Annotated in this window: 23 protein-coding genes and 1 pseudogene; 8 read left to right on the top strand and 16 right to left on the bottom strand. The window is 57.5% G+C overall.

Translation table 11 applies throughout. The features are described from left to right. Positions 1-27 precede the first annotated feature (27 nt). The 8 genes from FE781_RS08020 to FE781_RS07985 form a co-directional block, all read right to left on the bottom strand. Positions 28-1494 (bottom strand): putative amidoligase domain-containing protein, encoded by a 1467-nt coding sequence (locus FE781_RS08020; RefSeq protein ID WP_138789098.1) that lies wholly within the window; start codon positions 1492-1494, stop codon positions 28-30. Between the two features lie 84 nt (positions 1495-1578). Then, positions 1579-2151 carry an outer spore coat protein CotE gene (gene cotE, locus FE781_RS08015; RefSeq protein WP_138789097.1) on the bottom strand — a complete coding sequence of 191 codons (573 nt, stop codon included), beginning with the start codon at positions 2149-2151 and terminating at the stop codon, positions 1579-1581. 99 nt (positions 2152-2250) lie between these two features. Next, the gene (locus tag FE781_RS08010; RefSeq protein ID WP_138789096.1) at positions 2251-3198 is read right to left on the bottom strand and encodes an aromatic acid exporter family protein; all 948 of its coding nucleotides are present in this window, start codon (positions 3196-3198) and stop codon (positions 2251-2253) included. Between the two features lie 91 nt (positions 3199-3289). Next, the gene (locus FE781_RS08005; RefSeq protein WP_379253090.1) at positions 3290-4048 is read right to left on the bottom strand and encodes an ABC transporter permease; all 759 of its coding nucleotides are present in this window, start codon (positions 4046-4048) and stop codon (positions 3290-3292) included. A 120-nt stretch (positions 4049-4168) separates the two neighbouring features. Beyond that, complete coding sequence (locus FE781_RS08000; protein WP_138789094.1) at positions 4169-4939, bottom strand: ABC transporter ATP-binding protein; 771 nt, start codon at positions 4937-4939, stop codon at positions 4169-4171. A 55-nt stretch (positions 4940-4994) separates the two neighbouring features. After that, the gene (locus tag FE781_RS07995) at positions 4995-6005 is read right to left on the bottom strand and encodes an ABC transporter substrate-binding protein (RefSeq protein ID WP_138789093.1); all 1011 of its coding nucleotides are present in this window, start codon (positions 6003-6005) and stop codon (positions 4995-4997) included. Between the two features lie 284 nt (positions 6006-6289). Beyond that, positions 6290-6712, bottom strand: coding sequence for a GNAT family N-acetyltransferase (locus FE781_RS07990; RefSeq protein WP_138789092.1), 423 nt, complete (start codon positions 6710-6712; stop codon positions 6290-6292). 102 nt (positions 6713-6814) lie between these two features. Then, a complete protein-coding gene (locus tag FE781_RS07985; protein WP_138789091.1) occupies positions 6815-8332 on the bottom strand; it encodes a carboxypeptidase M32 in 1518 nt (505 codons plus the stop codon). Positions 8333-8453: 121 nt separating this feature from the next. On the opposite strand from FE781_RS07985, the gene FE781_RS07980 reads away from it, so the two are divergent. Further along, entirely contained in the window at positions 8454-8789 is a 336-nt protein-coding gene (locus FE781_RS07980; RefSeq protein WP_138789090.1) for an iron-sulfur cluster biosynthesis family protein, read from the top strand. A 13-nt stretch (positions 8790-8802) separates the two neighbouring features. Then, the gene (locus FE781_RS07975; protein ID WP_138789089.1) at positions 8803-9447 is read left to right on the top strand and encodes a beta-class carbonic anhydrase; all 645 of its coding nucleotides are present in this window, start codon (positions 8803-8805) and stop codon (positions 9445-9447) included. A gap of 131 nt (positions 9448-9578) precedes the next feature. On the opposite strand, the gene FE781_RS07970 is transcribed toward FE781_RS07975, so the two are convergent. Together FE781_RS07970 and FE781_RS18075 are read right to left on the bottom strand one after the other, a co-directional pair. Then, positions 9579-9968, bottom strand: coding sequence for a DUF5367 family protein (locus FE781_RS07970; RefSeq protein ID WP_138789088.1), 390 nt, complete (start codon positions 9966-9968; stop codon positions 9579-9581). Positions 9969-10038: 70 nt separating this feature from the next. Further along, a complete protein-coding gene (locus FE781_RS18075; protein WP_342774292.1) occupies positions 10039-11106 on the bottom strand; it encodes a DUF309 domain-containing protein in 1068 nt (355 codons plus the stop codon). A 149-nt stretch (positions 11107-11255) separates the two neighbouring features. On the opposite strand from FE781_RS18075, the gene FE781_RS07955 reads away from it, so the two are divergent. After that, the gene (locus FE781_RS07955) at positions 11256-11690 is read left to right on the top strand and encodes a hypothetical protein (RefSeq protein ID WP_138789087.1); all 435 of its coding nucleotides are present in this window, start codon (positions 11256-11258) and stop codon (positions 11688-11690) included. Continuing rightward, positions 11687-11965: a DUF2653 family protein gene (locus FE781_RS07950; RefSeq protein WP_138789086.1), complete on the top strand. Its 279-nt coding sequence runs from the start codon at positions 11687-11689 to the stop codon at positions 11963-11965. The genes FE781_RS07955 and FE781_RS07950 overlap by 4 nt, the downstream gene beginning before the upstream one ends. A 187-nt stretch (positions 11966-12152) precedes the next feature. Here FE781_RS07950 and FE781_RS07945 read toward each other — a convergent pair whose 3' ends face one another. Both FE781_RS07945 and FE781_RS07940 read right to left on the bottom strand, forming a co-directional pair. Then, a complete protein-coding gene (locus FE781_RS07945) occupies positions 12153-12413 on the bottom strand; it encodes an NUDIX hydrolase (RefSeq protein ID WP_246068103.1) in 261 nt (86 codons plus the stop codon). 10 nt (positions 12414-12423) lie between these two features. Further along, positions 12424-13449 carry a MerR family transcriptional regulator gene (locus FE781_RS07940; protein WP_138789085.1) on the bottom strand — a complete coding sequence of 342 codons (1026 nt, stop codon included), beginning with the start codon at positions 13447-13449 and terminating at the stop codon, positions 12424-12426. A 159-nt stretch (positions 13450-13608) separates the two neighbouring features. On the opposite strand from FE781_RS07940, the gene FE781_RS07935 reads away from it, so the two are divergent. After that, positions 13609-15564 (top strand): glycosyl hydrolase family 18 protein, encoded by a 1956-nt coding sequence (locus FE781_RS07935; RefSeq protein ID WP_138789084.1) that lies wholly within the window; start codon positions 13609-13611, stop codon positions 15562-15564. Between the two features lie 76 nt (positions 15565-15640). On the opposite strand, the gene FE781_RS07930 is transcribed toward FE781_RS07935, so the two are convergent. After that, positions 15641-16663, bottom strand: coding sequence for a globin-coupled sensor protein (locus tag FE781_RS07930; protein WP_138789083.1), 1023 nt, complete (start codon positions 16661-16663; stop codon positions 15641-15643). Positions 16664-16804: 141 nt separating this feature from the next. After that, positions 16805-18928: pseudogene (locus tag FE781_RS07925) on the bottom strand (thioredoxin domain-containing protein). Between the two features lie 390 nt (positions 18929-19318). Between FE781_RS07925 and sigI the strand changes: the two are divergent. The 3 genes from sigI to FE781_RS07900 all read left to right on the top strand — a co-directional run bounded on the left by sigI (position 19319) and on the right by FE781_RS07900 (position 23222). Continuing rightward, complete coding sequence (gene sigI / locus FE781_RS07915) at positions 19319-20035, top strand: RNA polymerase sigma-I factor (RefSeq protein ID WP_138789081.1); 717 nt, start codon at positions 19319-19321, stop codon at positions 20033-20035. Positions 20036-20040: 5 nt separating this feature from the next. Next, on the top strand, positions 20041-21462 hold the full coding sequence (locus FE781_RS07910) for an anti-sigma-I factor RsgI family protein (RefSeq protein WP_170209459.1): 1422 nt from the start codon (positions 20041-20043) through the stop codon (positions 21460-21462). A gap of 344 nt (positions 21463-21806) precedes the next feature. After that, a complete protein-coding gene (locus FE781_RS07900) occupies positions 21807-23222 on the top strand; it encodes an S-layer homology domain-containing protein (RefSeq protein WP_170209458.1) in 1416 nt (471 codons plus the stop codon). Positions 23223-23573: 351 nt separating this feature from the next. Here the strand turns inward: FE781_RS07900 and FE781_RS07895 are convergent, their stop codons facing one another. Both FE781_RS07895 and FE781_RS07890 read right to left on the bottom strand, forming a co-directional pair. After that, the gene (locus FE781_RS07895; RefSeq protein WP_379253092.1) at positions 23574-24344 is read right to left on the bottom strand and encodes a carbohydrate ABC transporter permease; all 771 of its coding nucleotides are present in this window, start codon (positions 24342-24344) and stop codon (positions 23574-23576) included. 76 nt (positions 24345-24420) lie between these two features. Then, a complete protein-coding gene (locus FE781_RS07890) occupies positions 24421-25374 on the bottom strand; it encodes a carbohydrate ABC transporter permease (protein WP_138789076.1) in 954 nt (317 codons plus the stop codon).

Raw genomic sequence — 25374 nt, 5'->3', positions numbered from 1 at the left:
CCTTACCTGACAAGCATCATCCCCCTATTATACCATGTGAAACGGAGGAATGCGCCAGGCCCGGCGAAAATCGCGCTGATCATCCCAAGATTGACCGGCGGCGACCATCTCCCTCAGCGGCTCGATCCATTCCGCCAGCGGCGCATATCCGGGAAGCGCCCGCAACCGTTCCCACCCTTGCAGCGAAAACGGCCTAAGCCGCTCCTTGTCTCCCCGGTAAAACGCTTCGTGCCAGGATCGATCGCCGTCGCGGCCGTCCGGATCGGGCGGCAAGGCCAAATAGCCGTCCGCCAGCAAGCGGGCGAGCGCAAACACCGCCTTCGTCACCCTCGGAGACGGCAGCCAGCTCGACAGCGTCCGATACTCGAACCCGTGCGGCTGTCTGCGGAAATCCCCCAGCGCTCCGAAGCGCGGGCGGCGCATCCGGCTGCGTTCGTCCTCGACCAGCAGCAGCGGCACAGCCAGGAACCGGTCCAGCGTCCGCAAAAACCGGGATTGCAGCCACATGCCGCCGAAATGCACATGGCCGCCGAGCGGCAGCCCCTTCACCGGCATGCCTCCCGCCAGCCATTCCAAAGACTCGTCCCCGATGCGTTCGCGCGCCAGCAGCATCGTCCGGCGCAGATGGGCCACAACCCGCAGCGGCTCGGTCGAAGGTTCCGGCCGCAGCTCCAGCAGCGGATAAATGATGCGTCCCCCTGGCAGCGACACCGCGTCGCAGCCGAACTCGCCGCGCTTGCCCGCAAACCGCTCGCCCGGGACGACCCTTCCGTCCCCGGCGCGCACGACAAATTCAGGGTCGGCCCCCAGCGCCGCCGGTTCTCCCCGCGCGCGCTCCTCGCGCCAAGCCCGGTCGAACTGTTGCACCGCCTGCGCGAATTCGAGCCCGATCTCCGTCGTTCCGGGAACGCCGGGCCATGCCTTCAACACGCGCATGACGCCTTCCCGCATACCGACAAGCATCGTGCCGATGTCAAGCCCGAGCGCGTACACCGCACGGATCGCCATCCGTTCCGCCTTGGCGGCGAGCCCTTGTCCGAGCGAAGGCTTCAAGCGCGACATGCCGCCCAGCAGCGGCTCCGGACACGAACGGTCTTCGGGCAGCGATGTCGTCTGCCAGACGCCCAGCGAGGCCAGATGAAACACCGGAACGATCCACCCGTACGCCCATTCCCGTACGTCGGGAGGCTCCCTCGCTTCATCGGCGGCGGGAATGCCGTGCATGGATAAACATTCGGCCCAATCCTCCGGTATCGGTCCGTCCCGCAGCACCCAAACATCCGATCCGATCCCGATCGGGTCACAGGTTCGTCGCGAATACCCCGCCGACGTGCTCCAGGGAACGACGATGGCATCGGCGGTTGTCCCCGCATCCGCACCGGCGCCGGGGAAGCGGAACGCGCCCGCTTGGGGTTCCGCGATGACCGGCACCCCGAGCGAGCCCTTGGCGAGCGCGGACGCCCGCCGATCGCGAAGCCAGACATACGTCGCCACGCCGCTTCCCCTCCAGCTTTTTCAACAAAAAGAGGGCGGTTGCCCTCGTCAGACTTCGGTATCCCGCATAGACTGATACCAGGATCAAGATAAGTCGTCATCCAGGAAATCGGGATCGAGGTCTTCGAAATCGTCGTCGCTCGTCGTATGCACGAAATCGACGTCCTTGTCGTCGAAATCGTCGGGACCGACCGGGCTCACCAAGGCGTAAATTTTCGTCTCGGCGACCAGCTCTACGCGGAATTCCCGTTCCACGCGGATCACGACGCTGCCGTCGTGCTTCGCCACGTTTGCTTCCACGCAGTTGGGCTCCTGGGTCGCGTAAGCGTGAACCTCTTCCGTACCGGCCCGCACATTGGGATCGAGAAACGTCAGCGGGACCGGCTCGGAATACGGAACCGTTTCTTTGGCAACGTCGGTTTTCGTGTTTTTGTCGTAGGAATACCAGATGTTGATATCGTAAGTACCCACAACTTCCACTCCGTTGCCAGACTTCACGGCTTCGTATTGATGGTTGATCACCCAACAACCCAGGATGCTGGAAGGAGCGTGAGGCGGAGTAACGGTATGTGTCACCTGCGCAAACTTACGACCTTTTCCGCAGACCGCTTTGACGTAAATCTCTCGGGTTTGCGTCTGTTTCTCGGTGTGCGCCATCCAACTGAACCTCCTCCATACAATCAATTCAATAAAGTGTATGCAGGACATTCGTCTAGGGTGACAAAAACTTTTACGAGCCTCAGACCCCGTTCGGGGTCAGGGGCGTTTGCGTTTTTCCCGCTTCGCCCGCTCCAGATACGCCCGAAGCTCCCGGCAGAGCCCCAGCAGCGCCGCGCGGATCTCGAATTCCTGCCTCGTGCGGGGAAGCTCCATCTCTCGGAACTCCCTCTCGACTGCATCGAGGCGCTTCTCGACATTGCCGGTATAATAGAAGGACTTCACGTCCTTCGACAGTTCCTCAAACAGCTCCGCGACGTTCTCCCCTTGGGGCAGCGCCTGATCCACAAGCGCGATCAGCTCCAGCATCTGTTCAATTCGGGCCAGTTGGCGGCCGCGCATGCGAAAATAGTTTTTCCAATACGAATCCGCGTGGAACAGCCGGTTCTCCAGCACCCGAAGCGCCAGCTTCTCCCCTTCAGCGATCAACTCGTGCGCGCGCAGCAGTTCGCTGCCGTCCCAGATCGTGTCCGGACGCCGCAGATGGGCGCCCATATGTTTGAAAATCCGCGACAACTGCTCCTCCAGCTCGGATCGGTAGCTCGCGAGCCGGCCTTCCTCGCGCGGCATGTATACAGCGTTAACGACCATCGCCGTACCGAGTCCGACGACGAGCAGCATCACCTCGTTCACGATCAGACCGAGATCCGTGCTTCGCGAAGCGAACAAATGAAGGACGACGACGGTGCATGTGATGATACCGTCTCTCAGCCCGATCCGGCTCAAGATCGGATAAGCGATCAGCACGAATACGCCGACCACCCAATAATCGAAGCCGAACAGCCAAAACAACACGACTGCGAGCAGAAGCCCGCACAACGACGCCAGCAGCCGCTGCGCCACCGTCAGCAGGCTGCGCTTGATGGTTACGTCTACGCCCAGAACGGCCAGCAGCCCCGCGGAGATCGCATTGTTCAGGCCGATCGAGGCCGCCATATAAATAGCTAAAACCGCGGCGACCGCGGTTTTGATCACGCGAATGCCCATTCCGTCACGCCTTTCCCGGATTCGGCGGCAATCTGTCAAATTTCGACACACGGCCGCCTGTCTCCTATCGTAACGGATTTGCGGGCAGATCTCAATTGGGTTTGTCTTTCGGCGTGTACCTCTTCTCCAGCCAGGCTACGGCTTGATACATAACGGTCGCCACGACCGCAATTACGAACAGGCTCGCGAAAACGAGCGTGAAGTTGAAGACCTGGAATCCGTAGATGATCAGGTAGCCAAGCCCTTGTTTCGAGACGAGAAACTCGCCGACGATGACCCCGACCCAAGCCAGGCCGACGTTTACCTTGAGCGAGGACACGATCGAAGGGACCGTCGCCGGAAGCACGACTTGGACGAACACCGTGCGCTTGCTCCCGCCAAACAGCCGGACGAGCTTGATATAGTTCGGATCGACCTCGCGAAAGCTGTTATAGATATGAATCGTCGTAATAATGACGGTGATGGCGAGGGCGTTCGCCACAATGGCCGACAGTCCCGGACCGAGCCCGACGATAAACAGCGGGCCTAACGCGACTTTCGGCAGACTGTTCAGCACGACGAGGAACGGGTCAAGCATACGCGCCAAAAATCTCGACCACCAGAGCCAGGCGGCCAGCGCCGTGCCGAGCAGCGTGCCAAGCGCAAACCCGATGACCGTCTCCGCCACCGTCCAGCCGAGATGGGGCCACAGCGAGCCGTCGGCCGCCATGTCCCTGAGCAGCCCGACGATGCGGCTCGGGTAGCTGAACAGCAGCGGATCGACCCAGCCCAAGCGTCCCGCCCACTCCCACCAGCCGAAAAATACAAGCACGATCGACAATCGGCATACGGCAATCCATCTTCGTTCGATGCGCCCGCGGCGCCGGTACAGCGCCAGCTCCGACTGCTCCAAGGCGGCGCCGCTCCCTTCGGCCGCGCCGCCGCGGCCGAAGGGAGCTCCTGGCTTATGCGGGTTACCGCTCACGGCCCCTCACCTCTCCATCGATTCGAATTCCTGCCAGATATCCTGGAACAATTCCTGGAAGCCGGGCTGTTCCCGCGCATAGAACGGCGAATCCGCGCGAAGCCGCTGCGGAATCGCCAGCTCCCGGCGAAGCCGGCCCGGATTGCGGTTCAACACCAGCACCCGGTCGCTCATCGCGATCGCCTCGGAGATGTCGTGCGTCACGAGCAGCGCCGTCTTGCCGCGATGCTTGAGCGTATCCCAGACGAGATCCTCAAGCTGCAGCTTCGTCCGGTAATCGAGCGCGGAGAACGGCTCGTCGAGCAGCAAGATATCCGGCTCCGTCGCCAGCGTGCGCACCAGCGCCACCCGCTGCCTCATCCCCCCGGACAACTGCGACGGATAGCTCCGCGCCACGTCCGCGAGCCCCATCTCCTCCAATAGATGCAGCGCGTATTGCTTCGTCTCGGCGTTTAATCTCCCCCGAAGCTCCAACCCGAGCGTCGCGTTCTCGATAATCGTCCGCCATGGAAACAAATAATCCTGCTGAAGCATATATCCGACCCGTTCGGACGGCCGGTCGACGGCTTCGCCGAACACCCTCGCCGTCCCTTGGGTCGGCCGGAGCAGACCGGCCGCGATCGACAAAATCGTCGTCTTGCCGCAGCCGCTCGGGCCGACCAGGCTGACGAATTCGCCCGGCCGCACCTGCAGGCTGATCTGCTCGACCGCCAGCCGCGCCTCCGACCCGTTCACGAACACCTGAGAGACTTTCTCCAGCTCCACCGCCGCTTCCATCCAAATCCCTCCCTTTGCCGCCGCGCCGCCGGAACCGGATCGAGCGGGAAGCCGCTCACTTGACTTCCTTGACCGCGGTTTCCGCGAATTTCGTATTGACCAGCGCGCCGTATTCGGCCCGCTGCTTCAATTCGCCGGCGGACTCCATCACGTCGAGCAGATGATTCCACTCCGTTTCGTCCACGATCGGGTCGGTTGCGTAAGAGCCTTGCGACTTATACCGTTCGACGACGCGGGTAACCACCTCTTTGTCGACGTTCTCGAAGTAAGGCAGGATCGCTTCGGCGATTTCCGCCGTCGAGGCCGTCTGCACCCATTTTTGGGCTTTGCGGACCGCGTTCGTGAACTTCTGGATCGTCCCGCCGTTTTTGTTCATGAAGCTCTGCTTCGCCATGAACACCGTATAAGGAAGCTTCCCGCTTTCGACCCCGAACGATGCGATGACATACCCTTTGCCCTCGCGTTCGATCACCGTCGCCTGCGGCTCGAACAACTGCACGAATTCGCCGGTGCCGGAGGCGAACGCCGCCGGGATGTTGGCGAACTCGACGTTCTGGATCAGCGTCAGATCCTTTTGCGGATCGATCCCTTTTTTCTTCAGCGTAAACTCTCCGGCCATCTGCGGCATGCCGCCCTTGCGCTGCCCGAGGAACACCGTCCCTTTCAGTTGCTCCCATTTGAAATCCGGGATCGGCTTGCGCGCCACAAGGAACGTTCCGTCCGTCTGCGTCAGTTGGGCAAAATTCAGCACGGGATCGGCGGACCCTTGCTGGTGCACGTAGATCGACGTCTCCGATCCGACCAGCGCGACGTCGATCTGGCCGGAGAGCAGCGCGGTCATCGTCTTGTCTCCCCCGGGGATCGTCGTCAGCTCCGCTTCCAGTCCCTGCTCGGCGAAAAAGCCTTTCGCCAGCGCCACATATTGCGGCGCGTAAAAAATCGACCGCGTCACTTCCCCGATCCTCACCTTGGTCGGGGCGTCGTCCTTGCCGCAAGCGGCCAGCGTCAACGCAAGCAAAGAAGCCGCGGCCGCCAGCGCGGCGATCCTCCATCGTCTGAGCATCATGGCAGATTTCCTCCATCCGGAATGTCATCTGCTCCATCTTATGCGCTTGCACAGATCGGGGTGTCTGGGCGATTGGGGCGAATCGGCGCCGCAGCGCTTGGCCGGAGACACGCAAGGGGATCGGCGCGCGGAAGGCGGAACGGAGGCGTCTTCGCCCCCTTTGAACAAAAAAACCGGAAGAACGGGCCGGGCCCTCTTCCGGTTTCGATGCGTATGCCCGCGGCCTCCCCCGGCGGACGGCGGCGCTTTCCGCTTGTCGGGGGCGCGGGCGGACGGTCGGGAGGCTATAATGGTTTCTCCATCCGCACATGCGGAATGCCTTCTTCCAGAAAGACGGGCGATTTCGTTTCGTAGCCCAGCTTGCGGTAGAACGCCTCGGCATGCGTCTGCCCGTGCAGCTTCGCCTTAACCGCGCCTTTTTCCCGGGCGATCCGTTCAAGCTCCAGGATGATCGCTTTGCCGATTCCGTGCTTGCGGTAAGCTTCGAGAATACAAACCCTCTCCAGCTTGGCCGAATCGCCGACCATGCGCGTTCTGCCCGTTCCGACAGGCTTGCCTTCGGCGTACGCCAGCACATGCTCCGAATACGCGTCATGTTCGTCCCGCTCCTTGTCCGGCGGAACTCCCTGCTCCTCGACGAACACCTTCTCCCGGATCTTGTACGCCTCCTCCAACTGCCGGTCGGTCGTCACCCGTTGCACTTCCATAAGTCAACATCCTTCTCCTTGTCCGTGATCGGGATGGGAAACGGAAAAGCCGGACGCGTCCCGCGGGGGGGAACCGCATCCGGCCCGGCCGGAACCATCCGGTTACAGCTTGTAAATATCGCGGTATTTCTCTTCCAAATACGCGATCAGGTACGACGGGTTCAGCTCTTCGCCTGTCACGCGGGACACGATCTCCCCAGGCGTCTGCAGCTTCCCGTAGCGGTAGATCTTGTCGACCAGCCAATCCTTGATCGGCGCGAAGCGCCCCTCGCCGACCAGCGCGTCGATATCGCCGAGCTCGCGGCGCATCGCCTGCATGAACTGGGCCGCGTACATATTGCCGAGCGCGTACGACGGGAAGTAGCCGAAGCCGCCGCTCGACCAGTGCACATCCTGCAGCACGCCTTCTCCGTCGTTCGACGGTTCGATGCCGAGATATTCCGCATATTTCGCATTCCATGCGCGCGGCAGGTCCTCTACCGCCAGTTCCCCGCCGAACAGCGCTTTCTCCAGCTCGTAGCGGATCATGATATGCAGGTTGTACGTCAGCTCGTCGGCCTCGATGCGGATCAGCGACGGCTTCGTCACGTTGATCGCCCGGTAGAACGATTCCGCGTCGGCGTTGGCCAACTGCTCCGGATACAGCTTCTTCAAGTCGGGGAAATAACGCTGCCAGAACGGACGGCTGCGGCCGATCATGTTCTCCCAGAACCGGGACTGGGACTCGTGGATGCCCATCGAGGTGCCGGTGCACAGCGGTGTGCCGTACAGGTCCGTGGAGATGTTCTGCTCGTACAGCGCGTGACCGCATTCGTGAATCGTGCCGAACAAGGCGCTGACCACGTCGTTTTCCAGATACCTCGTCGTGATGCGGACGTCTCCCGGATTCAGTCCCGTCGCGAACGGATGCACGCTCTCGTCCAGCCGTCCGGCATCGAAGTCGTAGCCGAGCTGGCCGAGCATCATGAGGCTGAACTGCTTCTGCCGGTCTTTGTCGAAGGTCTGGCGCAGCATCGACGTATCGGGCGCGTCCCCCCGCTCGCGGATCGCCGCCGACAGCGGCACAAGCTTCTCGCGCAATTCGCCGAAGACACGGTCGAGCTTGTCCACGGTCATCCCCGGCTCGTACATGTCGAGCAGCGTGTTGTACGGGTGGCCTTCGTATCCCCACAAGCCGATAAACTCGCGGTTAAACGCCACCACCTTCTCCAGGTAAGGCTTAAACATCGCGAAATCCGACTTCTTCTTCGCTTCTTCCCACACCGTCTCCGCCTGCGACGTCAGCACGACGTATTCCTCGTAGCGCTCCGGCGGAATTTTGCGGCTGCGGTCGAACTCCTTGCGGCATTCGCGCACAATGACGCGGTCGACCTCGCTCAGCTGTTCCCGGATCTCCGACTGCTCGAAGTAATTCAAGAACTCCTCCATCTGCGGCGCGACGGACAACCGGAACATCTCGCCGGACAGCGAGCCGATCACTTCCGAGCGCATATCGGCGCCCTTCTTCGGCGCCCCGGTGCGCAGGTCCCAGTACAGGACGCCCAACGCTTCCTCATAGCTTCGAATTTTCCGCAGGTAGATACGGAATTCCTGCCGTTTCGCTTCCAACGGCTCGCTCATGGATGATCCAGCTCCTTTTTACGGATATATTCCTTGTCTCTTCCATCATAAGCGTTCGCCGGGCGGCATTCAACTTTGAACGGGGTTGTGGTACAATCGCTGGAAGGAAGGAGAGATGGAGATGAAAGTGCATGTGACGGAAGCCGCCCGCGACCGGCTGGAGCAAATGCGGGGCGGACGCGGCGCCCTCAAGCTCGTGTACGATTCGGAAGGCTGCGGCTGCGCCGTCAGCGGCGTGCCGGCCGTATGGATCGTGGACGAGCTGGCGGACGACGATCTGCGCGCGGAATGCGCCCCCTTCGAGCTCGGCTACGAACGGCGCCACGAAGTGTTTTTCGAAGACGAGATGACGCTGGATTACAAGCCCGATACGAACGCCTGCGCCTTGCGCAGCCGCCATCAAATCTACAACGCCCGACTCGCGATCGTCGATCGCCGCAAGCAACCCGTCCGGTAAAGGAGGCCCTACCATGGAGAGACAAACCAAAGGACAACTGCACGATATTCTTCAGTACAATCAAAACTTCGTGGAAAACCGGATGTACGAGGAATACCTGACGACGAAGTTCCCGAATAAAAAAATGGTCATCGTGACCTGCATGGACACGCGCCTGACCGAGCTGCTGCCCAAGGCGTTGAACCTGCGCAACGGCGACGTCAAAATCATCAAAAACGCCGGAGCGATCATTACCCAGCCGTTCGGCAACATCATGCGGAGCATTCTCGTCACGATCTACGAACTGAAGGCCCGCGAAGTGATGATCATCGGCCATCTCGACTGCGGCATGACCGGGCTGAACGCCGACGCCTTCCTCGAGAAAGCCAAACGTTACGGCATCAGCGATCAAGTGCTCGATACGCTGCAGCATTCCGGGCTGGATATGTTCCGCTGGTGGCGCGGCTTCCAGGATGTTCGCGAGAGCGTCGCCCAGAGCGTGCAGATTGTGCGCAACCATCCGCTGCTGCCCAAGGGCATTCCGGTTCACGGCCTGATCATCGACCCGACCACCGGCAAGCTGGAAGTGGTCGACGACGGTTACGCGGAGCTGGAGCGGCTCGGCCAGTCGATGGATCAATGCGCTTTGGACGCGAACATCTCCCCGGAACGCGTTTGACAAGGCTGCGGCCTGTTTTCCCCCTCTTTTCGATAACCGCACGGCTGGGATGGCTGGCGCTGCGTCAGGCGCGCCAATGCCATCCGGCAGCCGCTTCCCCGAACCGTCCCCGCGTCCCGTCTCCGGGTTCTTCAGCTTCTGCGCGCGGGCTTCCGTTCCGGCAGCCAGGCCGAGGCCAGACCCAACGCATGAACCCACATGAGCCATGCGCCGACATATATGCCCGACTGGGGCGGCATATTCGGAAACCACGCTTCGAACCGCAGCAGCGTTACCGAATTCAGCAGCAGATTGATCCAGGCGAATCGAACGGCCGCTTCCATCCTGGAACGTCCATGAAGCTCCAGGTAGTCGTACATCGGCATCGTCCATACATGGGCATAGGGGATCGCCGCGGCGAACCAGCCCAAGATCCACGGCGTCTGATCGACCCGCACCCACCAATGGCCGGCCGCCTGCAGCAATATCGTGGTCGCCGACCACATCAGCGTTCCCCATACGAGCGCCGCGAGCTTGTACATGACTCCACCCCGATCCGCGTCCGGCAAAACCTCTCCCCTCTAACCTATGCGGACAGCCTCCAGGTATTGCCTATCCGTTTCCCCGCCGGACCGTGCGCAAGTCGACGCCAAGCGGCAGCCGCTCGTAACCCGTCAGACGGCCCGCCTCGAACACGCAGCGGTGCTCCCACTCCGACGCGTCCTCGAACAAGGTTGTCAGGAACCGCGGCACATTGGACGCCACGCCTTGATTGGCGGGATCGGTGATCCAGTCGATGCGCTTCCAGTCCAGGATGCCTTCCTCCGTCTGTTTCGGCGTCTCCAGGGCCAGATGTCCGGGCAGATTCGCGACGAATACATGCATGCCTCCAAGCCTGCCGCCGTCCACCGTCCAGGTGACGATCCCCTTCCACACGACTTCGCTCTGCTTAAGTTCCAGCCCCGTCTCCTCGCGGATTTCCCTGACGATATTGGCGGCGGGCGTCTCGCCCGGCTCCAGCTTGCCGCCGACGCCGTTCCAGCAGCCCATCCAGGGCGCCGACCGGCGGTTCAGCAGCAGCACCTCGTCGCCGCGGCGGATGAAGCAGATCGTATACGGCAGATCGGCTTCGATTCGGAGCGACAGACGCCGCCGGAGCTCCCGTTCCCTCGCCAGCAGCACCTCGCTGCGGTCTCTTCGGGAATGCCGGTGGATCAGCTCGGGATCGTCAAGAGGACTGCGCGATATCCAGGAGAAGCCCAGCTCCTTGGACCGCGCCCGGCACGCCTGCAGCAGCGTTTCGTCCGCGATCGGCAAGTCGAGATCGCGGAAGGCGGGCAGCGGCTCATCCCTTCCCAGTCTTTCCAACTCGTCGAGACGGGCCCGAAGCTCCCGCTTTAACGCCGCGTCGTCCAGGCCGAGCCGGCCGGCGTCGAAGCCGGCGAGCTGCCGGTCGAGCGCCGAACGCCACATTTTGACCGCGCCCGCCCGGTTCCCTCTGCGCAGATGGTATAACCCCACCGCGATCTGAATCAGCCCGACCCAGGCGCCGGACAACGGATCGCCGGGATGCTCCTTCCAATATTCCTCCAGAATTTCATGGCATTCGAAATAATCGCGGCTCGCGTGAAAATGCACCAAATAGTCCACGTATGCATCCGGATACGTCCGGTTTCCCATCCCCGATTCCTCCGCTTCTCTCCGTTCGTCGTCGGCTCCCGGTTATTATATCATTTTTTTTGGGGAATCCTGAAACCTCGGAACGAGTCGTCCGTATGAAGAAGTTGCGAGGAAATCACATAACAATCTGCGGGAGGAAAAAGACAGAAATGAAGAAGTTGCTGTTGATGCTGCTGGCGTGTTTTCTGGTCGTCGGCACGGCGGGAATTACCGAAGTGGACGCGAAACGCGGCGGCTCGTACAAATCCGGCGGATCCTACAACAAAGACGCCAACAAAGCTCCGGCCAAGTCGGAAAGCAATCAGCCGGCGAGCGGCGCCAACACGGGAACGGGCGCCGGCACGACAACGGCTCCGAAAACCGGCGGCTTTTTCAGCGGCGGCTTGATGAAAGGCTTGATGCTCGGCGGTCTCGCGGGACTGCTGTTCGGCGGCCTGTTCGGAGGCATGGGCTTCTTCGGCCAGTTGCTGGGACTTATGGTGAACGTGCTTGCCATTATGCTGCTCATCATGCTGGTCATGCGCGTCGTCAAATTTTTCAAGGATCGCAAGCGCGATGAGGAGCGGAGAAGATTCCAGCCATGAGACTGTCGGAGCAACAACTGATCAACGCCGTATGCGAGCACATGGCGGAACGCAAACAGACCAGACCCGAGCTGGTCAACGTCGAGCTTCAATGGGACGAACAGTACGGCTACTCGGCGGAAGTCACCGTCGACGGACGGACGCAGGTTCTCGTGGAAGCCAACCTGATCGAAGCGGTCATGCGGTACGTCTATCATCATTTCAATATTCGCGTATATCGGGAAGACGTCTCGCTTGATATCGACGACGAGATGTACGTAGAACTTCGGGTATGACATTCCTCGCTTCAATAACAAATGGAAGGACAACTCGCAAAAAGCTTGGCAGATCGCCAAGCTTTTTGTACTTATCCTCGAAAGGATTAATCCGTCAACCCTATCTCTTTGCTCATGTTGACCTGCTCCAGCATATGCCCGATATTTCCTTCACCCGCGTATCGGGACATGTCAAAGAAATTTTGATTCACATCAAACCAGTACAATTCGTTTCATCCCCGGAGATCCCGACATCGCGCTTCGATCTGCCGGCATAAACCTCCGCATAGCAAGTTTGCATATAGTAGGTAAAATCCATGACATGATGCAGCGTAACATCCTCTTTGGAAATGCCGGTTTCCTCAAGCCATTCTCTGTAAGCGGCTTCGATGCCAGTCTCTCCTTCCTCGATTTTGCCGCCGACCAGATTGCTTACCCCTTGTTCGACCCGGAATATGATACGGAACATTTCCCGTTTGTCACACCCGGGCTTTATAGGCGAACAACAGCCCGATCCTTCCGGCGATCGGCACATACGCCGTCCGATAGCCGCGCTTCCGCAGCCATTCGTTCCAGCGTGGCCGCAGCGGCGCGTACTCCCCCCGAGCGTCGTCCGGCGCGCCATCCCGTTCCTCTTCGGTCTCGGCCCACGGTCCCGCCAGCGCCAGACGGCTTCCGTCCGGCTTCAGCACGCGATCAAGCTCCGCCAGCGCCGCCTGTTGCTGCCGTTCGTCGAGGTACGGCAAAGCGAACGTGGACGCCACGTAATCAAACGTTCCGTCCATAAACGGCATCGCAAGCGCATTGCCGATCCGCACCTCCACCCCGCCGCAGTTGCGCCGGAAGCACGCCGCCATCTCCTCCGATTGCTCCAGCGCCATCAGCTTCCCGGCCCCGGCCCGCAGGAGCGCCCCCGACAGTGCTCCCGTGCCGGCGCCCAGGTCCAGCCCCGTCTCGTCCGGGCGTGGCCGGACCCACTCGGCCGTCGTCCGGATCGTCCGCCCATACGTATCCGCCATCGTGCGGTCCAGCCCGGCGGGCAGCCACACGCCCCGTTCTAGCTGCTCCGCGCGCTTGCCGAAGTCCCACCGGTCCGACCACGACCGCCTGATCTCCCTCGCTTCCTTCAGCGACGACGTCAGCTCCGGCAACCGCTCATACTCCGAGCCTGCCGGCGCGTCTCCCAGCAGCCGCTCCAGCGTGTCGAGCATCGCTTTGGCTTCCGCCAGCTTCATGTACCAGGCATCCCGCTGCAGCTCCAGATAGCGCCGGACTTCGCCCGGATCGTCCCGGTCGATGCTCCGCAGCATCGCCGAGATGCATTCGACGGGAACGTCCAGCTCGCGCAGCGCCGCAATCGTCTGCAGCCTCCAGACATCCTGCTGCCCGTATTCACGATAGCCGTTCCGATCGTTTTTGCCGGGCCGGATCAGCCCTTTCGACTCGTAATATCGGATCGCCCGGGGCGTCAGCCCCGTTCGGATGGCCATTTCGCTGATATTCATGCGTGTCCTTCCCTCCTTCCCTCATCTTACCGGGTGTTTCCCAATTTTTCCACGAAACTTTCGAACCTATTTTGCCGTCCTAGTTGATAGGAACGGTAAAAGTTTTATAGAATGAATGTCTGCTGCCAAACTTGCCATGGCAAAAGAAGGAGAGGACGAATGAAGAACAGACGGATCAAACAGATCGCCGCCGCGGTTTTGGCTGCCGGGCTGATCGGCGTCCCGCTGGATGCGCTTGCCCCGTGGACGCATGCCCCCGCAACCGCCCAGGCGGCAACGGCCGACCAGACGACCCGCTACCGGGTCTACCAGTACAACAAGGCGCTGAAGGAATTTTCGGACGCAAACGCGGCGATCAGCTACGCGAAATGGTTCTCGAACAGCTATGTCGAGCGGATCGGCACCCGGGAATGGATCTGGAACAACGTTCCCCGCTACCGCGTGTACCAGTACGACGTCACGCTGCCTGACTGGCAGTTCGCCACGCTTGACGCCGCGATCGCGGAAGCGCGCAAATGGAGCCATGCCAGCGTCCGCGACCTGCAGGGAAGCGGCTGGGTGTGGGACAACTACCCCCGGCGTACATATCGCGTGTATCAGGGAGATATCACGCTCGACCAATGGGAATTCAAGACGCTTGACGCCGCCATCGCGGAAGCGCGCAAATGGGCCGGATCGCATATCATCGACAACTCGACGAACGGTTGGGTCTGGGACAACGTGACCGAAAGCGACAAAGCCGCCGACCGCGCCCGGGGCAATACATACCAGGTGTCGCAGGGCTCGTACGCTCCGGCCGAATGGCGGTTCGGCTACTTGGGAGACGCGGTGGAGGAAGCGCTGAAATGGGCCAACTCCGTCGTCGTCGACACCCGGACGGGCAAGACCGTATATGCGAATCCGCGTCCGTATGTCGTCTTCCAGAACGGCGTCGAATTAAAATCGTTTATCTCGCTGGACGAGGCGATCGGATACGCCAAGCTGTGGGCCAACGCCACGATCGAGATGAACGGACGCCCCATCTGGACCAACGAGCCGTCCTTCAGCGTCTACCAGGGGGACAACAAAATCGGCGCGTTCCGCACGATCCCGGAAGCGCTCGCCTACGCGAAGTTATACAGCAACTCCTCCATCCGCACGCCGGTCGGAGCGGTCTTGTGGGACAACTGGCGCAAGCTGAAGGTCTGGGGCTGGAACGGCTCTTCGGCCGCGCAGACGATCCGCTCGCACGTAACCGGCACGATGGGGCTGGACGCGGATTCGCCGACCTGGTTCCAACTGGCGGACGCCTCCGGCGCGCTGAAGGACGACTCGTCGGCGGAGACGGTGAAATGGCTGCGCGACCAAGGCTATCAGGTGCATCCGCTTGTGCATAACCAGTTCGACAAGGCGATGACGACGCAGTTTCTCGCGGACCCGGCGGCGCAGGACCGGTTCATCTCGGCGCTGGTCAAACGGGCGGCGGAACTGAGGGTCGACGGCTTGAACCTCGACTTCGAGAACATCGCCGGCTCCGACCGCGCCAACTTCACCGAGTTCGTGCGCAAGCTGTCGGCCGCGATGCACGAGCACAACCTGCATCTGTCGATCGATCTGCCGAGAGGCAGCCTGAAATGGAATCACCTGACCGCGTTCGACCACGCGAAGCTCAAAGACTACGCCGATACGATCATCATCATGGCCTACGACCAGCATTACTCCAGCAGTCCGACAGCGGGGTCCGTGTCCGGCTTGGCCTGGGCCGAAGAAGGCATCCAGGAGTTTCTGTCCTACGGCATTCCCCGCGACAAGCTGATGCTGGGCATCCCGTTCTACGTGCGCGAATGGAAAAAAGACGCCGCCGGCAATCTCGTCTCCAACCGCGCGCTGCTGATGAAGGACTTGCCCGCGCTGATCGCGGCCAAAAACGCGGTGTCCACGTGGGACCCGCAATACGGCCAATACCGCATCGAATATTCCGAAGGCGGCTACAACTACGTGTTCTGGCTGGAGGACAAAACCACCGTGGAGAAACGCCTGGAGCTGGCGAAAAAATACGAGCTGGCCGGCGTGGCGGCATGGCGGCTCGGGTACGACAACAAGGACTTATGGGAGCTTATCGTTCAGGAAAAATAAAATCCCGCCCATGCAAAAACCCGCAGATCGGCCGGTCCTTCCGGCAATCTGCGGGTTTTCTCTTGGCCGCAGCAGCTCAAGAGATAACGAATTCGCGGTCCTTGAGCTCTTCCAGCTCGCTTGTCACCTTCTCGATCATCTTCACGAAGGACGCCAGTTCTTCCGCGCTTGCAGCCTGCGTGCGGGCATAATCGGACGTCCGCTCGGATTCGGACCTTACGGTATCCAGCACCTTCCGGATGTTCAAGAGCTTGTTGTGAATCTGTTCAAGCGCTTCCTTCGAGTTGGACGCGAGCTTGCGCACTTCGTTCGCGACCACCTCGAAGCCGCGGCCGTTCTCTCCCGCCCGCGCGGCTTCGATGGCCGCGTTCAAGCCGAGCAGGTGCGTCTGGTCGGAGAACTCCTTCATCATCGTTCCGATTCCTTGGATATCCTGAATTTCGACGTTCAGCCCTATCACTTGCTCATGCGTTTTTTCCTGGGCTTCCGCCGTGCGGATCGCCGCCTCCGCGACGGCTTCGCTGCTGCCGGACAGCTCCATCATCATCGCAGCCAAGTCTTGCACCGCCGTGCTGATGCCCATCAGCAGATCGCTCTGGCGGTCCACCAGCTTCTCGATTTTCGCCTTCTCGTCCTGTTCGTACGCTTCGAGAACGAGCTGCGAGTCGAGATTAAACATTTTCGACAGCGACCAGATCAGCTTCGACCAATCGCCGGAACGGAGTTTTCCGAAGTGGGCCGTCGCCAGATCGAGATACAGCATGTAGGTGCCGAGATACCAGTCGGTCGTCAGCCCGATCTTGGAATGTACTTTGCCGACATACAAGCGTTTCGCGATATATTCGTCGTCGATGACGCCCGAGGCCAGCGAGAGGAAATACCATTCCTGCGTCTGCTTCAGCCTCTCGAGAGTACTGTAACGGTTGATAATCTCCGCCAGTTCGGGTTCTTTCATCAGCCGATCGTACAGCTCATCCACCAGTTGACGGACAATCTGTTTAAAATCCGCTTCGTGGCTTTTGAGCAAAGCCAAATCCGTCTCGGACAAGCCGATGTATTGCAATTGCTTTTTCCGTTTCGCGTCTGTTAAAGAGATCATGTTCTTGGCCCCATTTCTTAGATGATAATCTCTTTATTCGACACCAACCAATATAATCCTGTCATACCGTGTAAATTTTTATGAAGTTTATTATCGAAACGGCGTGCGTTACCGCCGAATTTACATTATACACCATTTAATCTACCGCAGTTGCTCCCGAAGCATCCCAGCGTCTCTCGCCGGAGCCATACAGGCGAAATCCCGGCATACATACACCGTCGTGCGCCCGTCGAGCGGCCGTTTGTCCGCCAGCCAGGGGAGGCGGTCTCTAATATCGGACTCTGGCCCCGAAGCGGGGAAAGACAGACGGATGGCGTTCGGGCTATACAGATGGCGCAGCGCGTCGCCGATCGCCTCCGACTCCGGATCGGGCCGGCCGTACGCGCATACGATCTCCGGACCCGGATGGCGCATATAATCGACGGCCATCAGCCCCATCGCGTGCCCGGTCGGGTAACGGCGGTAAGCGCCGGCGAACGCGCGGGTCACCTGCTCGGCGGCTTCCGCCCATTCGGTTCGTCCCGACATGCGGCCGAGCCTCGCCAATATCCATGCCGCCACTCCGTTGCCGGAGGGCGTCGCGCCGTCGTACGTCTCCTTATTGCGGTACAGCAGCTCTTCCGCGTCCGTTCCGCTGAAGAAGAATCCGCCATCGTTCTCGTCCCGGAACAGTCTCAGCATATCGTCCGCCAGCCGAACCGCCCAATCGTACCACCGGGCCGAGCCCGTCGCTTCGATCAGCTCCGTCAGCCCCCACAGCATAAACGCGTAATCGTCGATAAAGCCGGGAACCGCCGCTTCCCCGTCCCTGTACCGCACGAGCAGGCGTCCGTTCGGGCGGGTCAGCCGGTCCGCGACAAAAGCCGCCGCCAGCTCCGCGCGCCCGACCAGCTCCGCATCGCCCAGCACGGCGCCGCCTTTGGCGAAGGCTGCGATCATAAGCCCGTTCCAGGCGGTCAGGATTTTATCGTCCTTATGCGGATGAACCCGCCGCTCCCGCGCCCGGAACAATTTTTCCCGGATCGCATCGAGTTTCTCGGCAAGCTCAAGCTCAGACAAGCCGAACTCCGCCGCCAAGGCCGCGCGGTCGAATTCGATCAGATTCGGGATGGACCGGCCTTCGAAGTTGCCCTCCGCCGTAATGTCCCAGGCCCGCATCGCCAGAACGGCGTCCTCGGCCCCCAGCACGTCTTCGATCTCATCCGGCGTCCAGACGTAGAACTTGCCCTCGACACCCTCCGAGTCCGCGTCCTCCGCGGAATAGAAGCCGCCCTCGGGGTGAGTCATCTCCCGCTTCACGTAGGCGAAAATGCCCTCCGCCACCGACCGGTACAGCGGCTTGCCCGTCAGTTGGTGCGCTTCCAGATAGGCGTAGGCCAGCAGGGCGTTGTCATAGAGCATTTTCTCGAAATGCGGCACAAGCCAGCGCTCGTCGGTGGAGTACCGGGCGAAGCCGAACCCGATATGATCGTACAGACCGCCCCGGTACATCGCTTCCAGCGTCCGTTCAACGGCTTCCAGGATTTTGGCGTCCTTCGTCCGGTGGTACTGGCGCATCAGGAACAGCAGGTTATGAGGCGTCGGAAACTTCGGCGCGCCGCCGAAACCGCCGTATACCTCGTCATTCCGGCTTAAATACTGCTCGACTGCCTGATCGGCCAGCTCGTCCGTCAGCTCGCCGGACAGCGCCGACAGCGACCGGCCGCGCACTTCCTTGACGATCTCGTCGCCGATTCGGACGATGCGCTCCGGATCTTCCTTCCACTTCTCCGCCAGCGAAGGAAGCAGATCCATCAATCCGTAGCGGCCGTACCGCCGGTGCTTGGGATAATACGTGCCGGCGAAAAACGGCTTCCGGTCCGGCGTCATGACGATCGTGAGCGGCCAGCCCCCCTGCCCTGTCATCGCCTGGCACACCGTCATATACAGATGGTCGATGTCCGGCCGTTCCTCGCGGTCGACCTTGATGGATACGTAATGCTCGTTCAGGATGGCCGCGACATCTTCGTCCTCAAATGATTCGCGCTCCATAACATGGCACCAATGGCATGTCGGCATACTGTTACCTCATTTTCGCGCCCCGCAGGGCTACGAATAGCCGATGGACAGGAATACCGGCTTGCTCTCCCTTGCCGCTTTCTGGAACGCTTCTTCTCCCCAGGGATACCAATCCACCGGATTGTAGGCATGCTGCAGCAGGTAAGGAGATTTTTCGTTGATCAAGCGGTTGGCTTTGCGGTCACGTTTATCAAGGAATTCTTTCATCAGGAAGCACCCTCTCGCCTTTTTGGGTATTTTAGGAAATTGTTATCTTCATTCAATTATACCCTTGTTCTTATAGAAGAATCCAGAAAGCCTTGCGGGTGCCACTCCATTCTTTTTGAAAACGCAAGCTCAACCAACCTTACGGCCTGTTCTTTCTGCGCGCTAGCCCCTATCAACCGGCTTATGGTCGTCCCTGTCCACTGGTGCACAATGCGCTTTGGTTCGTTATTTAACCTGATAGTAACAACGCCAATTACTTCCGATTCAATTTTAAGAAATTGCCGAATCGTGTCGATATACATAGTACATAAAAGGTTCCATAACTGCGACAAGGATATTTATTTCCCATAAGCGGAGAGCCTGCGTCGAACTAGGAAGTGATGCAAATTCATGGACAGATCCATCGAAGATATTTTATTGGATATCCGCAAAGGAAACAGCAGAAACCGGGAGTGGTTGATCGAACAGTATCGACCCTTTATTCTCCGCGCCCTCCGTCATGTTTGCAAACGCAAAGTCGAATGGAATGATGACGAGGCGAGCATCGGTTTGATTGCTTTCAATGAGGCCATCAACCATTACGACTCGTCGCATGGGAAAACTTTCGATAATTTTGCCTTTATGATGATACGACGCCGGCTCATCGACGAATTTCGCAAAAACGGCAAAATCTCCAAGTTCGAAAGCTTGGTGTTGAACAGCTATGACGGGTTTGAATTCACTGCCAGTGAAATCTCCAGCTCCCTGGAAATATATGCGCAGCAAGAATCCGCCGCTACGCTGACCCAAGAACTGATCTTGTACGATGAACGGCTACAGGAGTACGGCATCCGTCTTGAGGAACTGGAGAAATGTTCCCCAAGCCATCAAGATGCCAGGAAACAACTCATTCGAATTGCCAAGCGTTTTTGCGAAAATCCCGAGATGAAACTTTATTTGGAGAGAACGAAACATCTTCCGTTGAAAGAGATGACGCAGTATGCGGGGGTTAGCAAAAAGACGTTGGAAAGGAACCGGAAATATTTAATTGCCCTGATCTTGATTTTTTCCTGTGATGAGTTTGTCCACATTCGTAATAAGGTCTCATTTTCGGAGATAGGAGAGTGATGATGATGCATGGTATCGTCATGAAAATAACCGAACAATGTATCGTCGTCCTCTGTGAAGATGGGAAGTTCCGCAATTTGCCCCACCCTCCTGTCATGCCGAAATTGGGAGATGCCATCCCCGTACCCGCTGCGGAAATTACCATTAAACGCAGCCGGTGGCAGAGGTTGCAAAAATACAGGTTCCTTGCGGCCACATTATTGTTGCTGTGCGGCATTACCATGCTGTTTACGTTTATTGAAATTCCGGCTCAACCCGTGGCTCTGGTTGCGATCGATATTAACCCGGGCTTCGAACTTTTCGTTGACCGTAAGGGAAAGATCAAGAAAGCCGTCTTAGTGAACGATGATGCCAATTGGATTGTGCCTGATCAGCAATTGATAGGAAAGGAATTTTATGCAGCCGCCCGAATCATCATCAACAAAGCAGAAGAACAAGGTTATTTAGGCATTCAAGCCGATAAAAGGTGGATCTGGGTATCCGTCGTCGATTTTGGCCCGTCTTCCTTTGACGTGGATGTCAATAAGATTATCTCAGAGAGTCGAGATTACAGATTCGAAAAGTTCGACGCGAATGAACAGCAAATGGAACAAGCCAAAAAAGCGGGATTGACTTTGAACAAGTACATGGTATATGAGCGGGCCAAACAAATAGGGATTGAACTGGACGTTGAGCAGTTACGTTCGCATTCGATCACCTCGTCGTTTATCCGTGCGGGAATTGACCCGGAACAGTTTTTTGAAAAACCTTCTGAAAACATGGATGCAACCGGTAATCAGATAACGGAAGAAATTTTCCGTAACGGCTCAGCGCATGAAGCGAAGCCTTCCTATAACACGCCGTATGCAGTGCAGCCGGTTCAAACGGCCCCTACTTCCGTGTTGCCTAATGAACAAAACGGACAAAACGAACAAACCGAAGCGACGCAGAGAGTCACAAAAGACGGCAATGAAAATCTCCCGGCAACCGGATACATGGAAAAGTCTCACCCTAAACCGAACGCCCAGGAAATGGAGAATTCACCTTCCGAACAGGAAAAAGCAAATGTTCGTGAATTTGAATTAAGAGTAACACTTGATCAAGAACAAAAAATCAAACTGGAGTATAAAAACGAAGAAGGTCGCATCACTGCCGAAGGGGAAAAAGAAACGTCTCAGGGCAAGGAACGGCTGCAAGGCGAGCAAGCGATCCAATATCTTAATGGCGTTATACAGAAGCTGAGGCTTGTAGAGAAAATGAACAAACTTACTCTTGCCAAACAGATTTCGTCTGTGTTGAATTTCCGAGAGGATCAGTGGATAGAGATGGAGATAGAGATCGAGTTCTCAAATGGTGAAACGTTGGAATTCGAACTGACGAACTTCGCAAACGGCGAGGAAGAAAAACAGGAAAAGGAAAAAGAAAGCAATAAAGATGACGATGAATAAAAAAAATATATTCGGAACCCCCATAAAACGATCCCGTTTGACGTAATAGTCCATCGGGAGCTGAAGGAAATGAAATTAGAGGTGAAGAATGGCATTAATTAATTGTTTGAATTGCGGGAGGTTGATGCTTGAGAAACCAAGTCATCTATGCAACGATTGTCTGAAGCGGCAGCAGGAGGAAGTCAAGAATATCAAAGCCTATTTGGCTAAAAACCCGCGTGCAACTTTAATAGAAGTACAGCGGGAAACCGGGGTTTCCTTACAAACAATACGCGCCCTGATTTCGGATCCAGATCTTAAAAAATAATAATACGAAGATGAAGTTTTAAAAGGAGAGGATTAAGTTGAAAGCGATAAGGAACTTGCTATGTTTGATGTTAGTCTGCAACCTGCTGTTTGGCTTTTCCGGATTAACGTCGGCAGCAAGCAAAGCTAGAACAGTCGTTTCGGAAGACGGGAGAGTACAAATTGTTTTGGAATTTAATGATATTCAGGAAGCGGAATGGGCCTCCGCATACATTGCCAAAATGAAATTAAAAAATGTGGTTCAAGGCTTCGAAGACGGCACGTTCAGGCCGAATCAGCCGGTAACACGGGTTGAGGCGATTGTGACAGCTGTCCGGTTATTGGGGCTCGAAAACGAAGCCAAGGCCAAATTGCCGGATACCAAGCTCCATTTTAAAGATGCCGAAGTGATAGATAAGAAGTTCCCGTGGGCTAAAGGTTATATTATTGTTGCCCTGGAAAACGGTCTTTTCGATGCTTCGGAGGACACGATTCAACCAGACAAACCTGCAAGCCGGGTATGGATAGCGAGTCTGCTCGTGAAGTCTCTCGGTTTGAAGGAAAAAGCGCTTCAAGAGATGACCAAAGTTCCCAATTTCATCGATGCGGATGAAATCCCCGCCGGTTCCATTGGTTACGTTAATGTAGCCATGGAGAAGGGAATCGTAAGCGGCTATCCGGACGGCTCCTTTCAACCGAATAAAAATGTAACCCGCGCCGAGATGGCGGCACTGCTGGACAGAACCGACGAGGGATTGCTCGAAAATGCCGGCGCTGTTAAAGTAAGCGGAGTTGTTAAAAATATTCGATTCTACAGCGTAACCGACGGCGTCTACAGTTCGGATACAGTAACCGATAGCGTTTACGGTTCTGTGAATGGCGAAATTACCATTTCAATGGATGACCAGAATTCGTTAACCTATGGCATTTCTTCCGAGCTTCTTGTCGAATACCATAACAAATTTATCCGCGCCGATCAGCTGGCTGTAAACGATTATGTTCACTTGCTCGTACTGGGTCAAACGGTGAAAGAAGCCGTTTTGGTGGACCAGAAAGATGAGAATGAAAATGATGAACAGCAGGAAGAAGAGGACACTCCAACGGCGACATCCGAAGTAAAAATACGTCAATTTGAACTGGAAGCGAAGCTGTCCGGCAAAGGGAAAATAGAACTGGAATACAAAAACAAAGACAGCCGTATTGAGGCTGAACTGAAAATAGCGTCCAAAAAAGATAAGAAAAATCTGGAAGGTCAGAAAGCCGCTGAAGTCATTGAAAAATTGATAACCGATACGGGCATTTCCGAAAATATGGACAAAGAAGAAATTGTCGATAAGATATTATCGGCTTTGAATGTGGATAAAGACAGCCTAAAAGAATTAGAGCTTAAAATCAAATTTTTCAGCGGAAAAATAATAAAAGTGGAGCTTGAGCATGACGGTGGCGAACATAACGATGGTGAGCATGATGAATAAATTTGTTACAGAATAAAGGAAAGCGTAAGTACATCAAACCTCTTTACACAGAGTTAAGATCAAGATAGCTTTGTGTAAAAGGTTTTTTTTATGGTGTGCCCAAGAATGTCGGGAACCTGAGCAGCTTTGTGTCCATCATTGGTAATGAACGGGCTTCTTCGGTTCGGCCGCCTCTCGCCTGTCTAGGCGGACTTTTCCCGGGTCGAGCGGCTGCATCATGCCGAATGCGTCAACCGCCGCATGACGAATCCGGTCGCAGCGGAACACACGGTACCCTCGCGCAATGGAAAACGAGAAAACGCTCAGCCGTGTTCGACCGAGCGTTTCAATCAAAAGCGATCCGGCGGGCCCTTATTTGAAAGTCGAATGGGCCATGGCCGCTACAATATGCTTTTGAACCAGCGCATATACGATGACGATCGGGATGATGGCCATGACGCTGGCCGCCATTATGATATGAAAGTGCATCGCTTCATTGCCCGCGATGGAATCGCGCAGCATGGCGATCCCGACGGTCAATACCCGCATATCGTTTGTATTGGTCATAATCAGCGGCCAGAAGTAAGAGTTCCAGCCGGAGATGAAGATCAGAACGACTAGCGTCACGACGGTCGGGAGCGCCATCGGCAGCAGAATGCGGTACAGCATGCCGAACCGTCCCGCTCCGTCCACACGGGCCGCCTCCAGCACATCGTTGTTCAGCGACTTAAACGCCTGCCTCAGCAGGAATATGCCGAACGCCGACGCGCCGTGAGGGACGATCAGGGCCCAGAAGGTATTGAGCCAGCCCAGTTTGGACATCATCACGTATACGGGAACGAACGTCACCTGTTCCGGAATGATGAGCGCCGCCAGGACCAGAAAGAAAAGAGCATCCTTTCCCCAAAACCGCCCCTTCGCAAAACCGTACGCCGCCATCAGCGCGACATTTAGCTGCAGCGCGATCAGACCGAGCGACATCACCAGGGTATTTCCGAAAAATCGGGCATACGGTATGACCCGGAACGCCTCCGCATAATTCTCCCATTGAAACGAATTCGGCCACAGACTGGGAATAGCGGACCGCATCTCAAATTGGGTTTTGAATGAGCTGATCACAAGCCAATAGACCGGAAAAAACATAATCGCCGTAAAAACCACCGCTGCGGCAGCCCTGACAGCAGCCTTGATCCGCTTCCCTCGTCGTCCGGATATCGGATTACCCTTCATAATGCACCTTCCTCCGGCCAATCGCCCATTGCAGCAAGGTCAGCAACAAAATCAGGACAAACAATATGATCACAAGCGCCGACGCGCGGCCGGTCTTGAATTCCCCGAACGCCATCGTATAGATCCAGTACACCAGCGCATTCGAGGCTTGCAGCGGACCGCCGTTCGTCATTACGTCGATCGACTGGAACACCTGCATAGAGGAGATAAACGTCGTTATCACAAGAAACAGAATCATCGGCGACAACAACGGCAGCGTAACATGCCAAAAGGAATGAATCCGATTGGCGCCGTCGATCTCCGCGGCCTCGTAATATTCGACCGGAATACTGCGCATACCGGCAATAAACAAAATCATCGCGAACCCCGCGCCCTTCCATACGGAGACGGCGACAAGCGCGGGCAGCACCGTGTTCTTGTCGACCAGCCAGTTGACCGGCTCCATTCCCAGCCAGCCGAAGACGTAGTTCAAGAGCCCGTACTGATTGTTGTAGATCCAGATGAACACCATTGCCGCGATAACCATAGAGACATAGTAAGGCAGAAAAATAACGCCGCGCATAAACGCGTAAAACCGGGAATTCGCCACATTAAACAGCAAGGCCAGCAGCAGGCCGAAGCCCAAGGTGAACGCCACGTCCATCCCCGTATAGAGCATCGTCACCTTGAGCGATTGATAAAATTCCTCGCTGGCCAGCAATCGCGTATAATTGTCCAGCCCGACGAATTTCTTGACCGGCCGCGTCATGTTCCAGTTCGTCAGGCTGATGTAAACGGAATACGCGAGCGGATAATACAAGAACACAACCAGAAACGCGATGGCCGGCAGCACGAAGCCGAAATCTTTGCAAGCCTCCGCCGCGCGGCGAACCGAATAGCGACGGGCGGAAGCGGCCGTCCTTACGGGCGCCGCCTCCTGCCCCGATATATTAGGAGCGCTCAT

Source organism: Paenibacillus thermoaerophilus (genome assembly GCF_005938195.1).
In the GTDB taxonomy this organism is placed as follows: domain Bacteria; phylum Bacillota; class Bacilli; order Paenibacillales; family Reconciliibacillaceae; genus Paenibacillus_W; species Paenibacillus_W thermoaerophilus.
Note: the sequence above shows the minus strand (reverse complement) of the source record. Positions and strands in the feature narration are given on the sequence as shown.

Bases quoted from the DNA above. Each gene is read 5' to 3' on its own strand.
- FE781_RS07955 (WP_138789087.1), top strand. From the start codon at position 11,256: ATGAAGAAGTTGCTGTTGATGCTGCTGGCGTGTTTTCTGGTCGTCGGC.
- FE781_RS07980 (WP_138789090.1), top strand. From the start codon at position 8,454: ATGAAAGTGCATGTGACGGAAGCCGCCCGCGACCGGCTGGAGCAAATG.
- FE781_RS07995 (WP_138789093.1), bottom strand. From the start codon at position 6,005: ATGATGCTCAGACGATGGAGGATCGCCGCGCTGGCGGCCGCGGCTTCT.
- FE781_RS07930 (WP_138789083.1), bottom strand. From the start codon at position 16,663: ATGATCTCTTTAACAGACGCGAAACGGAAAAAGCAATTGCAATACATC.
- FE781_RS07945 (WP_246068103.1), bottom strand. From the start codon at position 12,413: ATGTTCCGTATCATATTCCGGGTCGAACAAGGGGTAAGCAATCTGGTC.
- FE781_RS07895 (WP_379253092.1), bottom strand. From the start codon at position 24,344: ATGTTTTTTCCGGTCTATTGGCTTGTGATCAGCTCATTCAAAACCCAA.
- FE781_RS08010 (WP_138789096.1), bottom strand. From the start codon at position 3,198: ATGGGCATTCGCGTGATCAAAACCGCGGTCGCCGCGGTTTTAGCTATT.
- cotE (WP_138789097.1), bottom strand. From the start codon at position 2,151: ATGGCGCACACCGAGAAACAGACGCAAACCCGAGAGATTTACGTCAAA.
- sigI (WP_138789081.1), top strand. From the start codon at position 19,319: ATGGACAGATCCATCGAAGATATTTTATTGGATATCCGCAAAGGAAAC.
- FE781_RS07940 (WP_138789085.1), bottom strand. From the start codon at position 13,449: ATGAATATCAGCGAAATGGCCATCCGAACGGGGCTGACGCCCCGGGCG.
- FE781_RS07935 (WP_138789084.1), top strand. From the start codon at position 13,609: ATGAAGAACAGACGGATCAAACAGATCGCCGCCGCGGTTTTGGCTGCC.
- FE781_RS07890 (WP_138789076.1), bottom strand. From the start codon at position 25,374: ATGAGCGCTCCTAATATATCGGGGCAGGAGGCGGCGCCCGTAAGGACG.
- FE781_RS07950 (WP_138789086.1), top strand. From the start codon at position 11,687: ATGAGACTGTCGGAGCAACAACTGATCAACGCCGTATGCGAGCACATG.
- FE781_RS07985 (WP_138789091.1), bottom strand. From the start codon at position 8,332: ATGAGCGAGCCGTTGGAAGCGAAACGGCAGGAATTCCGTATCTACCTG.
- FE781_RS18075 (WP_342774292.1), bottom strand. From the start codon at position 11,106: ATGGGAAACCGGACGTATCCGGATGCATACGTGGACTATTTGGTGCAT.
- FE781_RS07970 (WP_138789088.1), bottom strand. From the start codon at position 9,968: ATGTACAAGCTCGCGGCGCTCGTATGGGGAACGCTGATGTGGTCGGCG.
- FE781_RS07990 (WP_138789092.1), bottom strand. From the start codon at position 6,712: ATGGAAGTGCAACGGGTGACGACCGACCGGCAGTTGGAGGAGGCGTAC.
- FE781_RS08000 (WP_138789094.1), bottom strand. From the start codon at position 4,939: ATGGAAGCGGCGGTGGAGCTGGAGAAAGTCTCTCAGGTGTTCGTGAAC.
- FE781_RS07910 (WP_170209459.1), top strand. From the start codon at position 20,041: ATGCATGGTATCGTCATGAAAATAACCGAACAATGTATCGTCGTCCTC.
- FE781_RS07975 (WP_138789089.1), top strand. From the start codon at position 8,803: ATGGAGAGACAAACCAAAGGACAACTGCACGATATTCTTCAGTACAAT.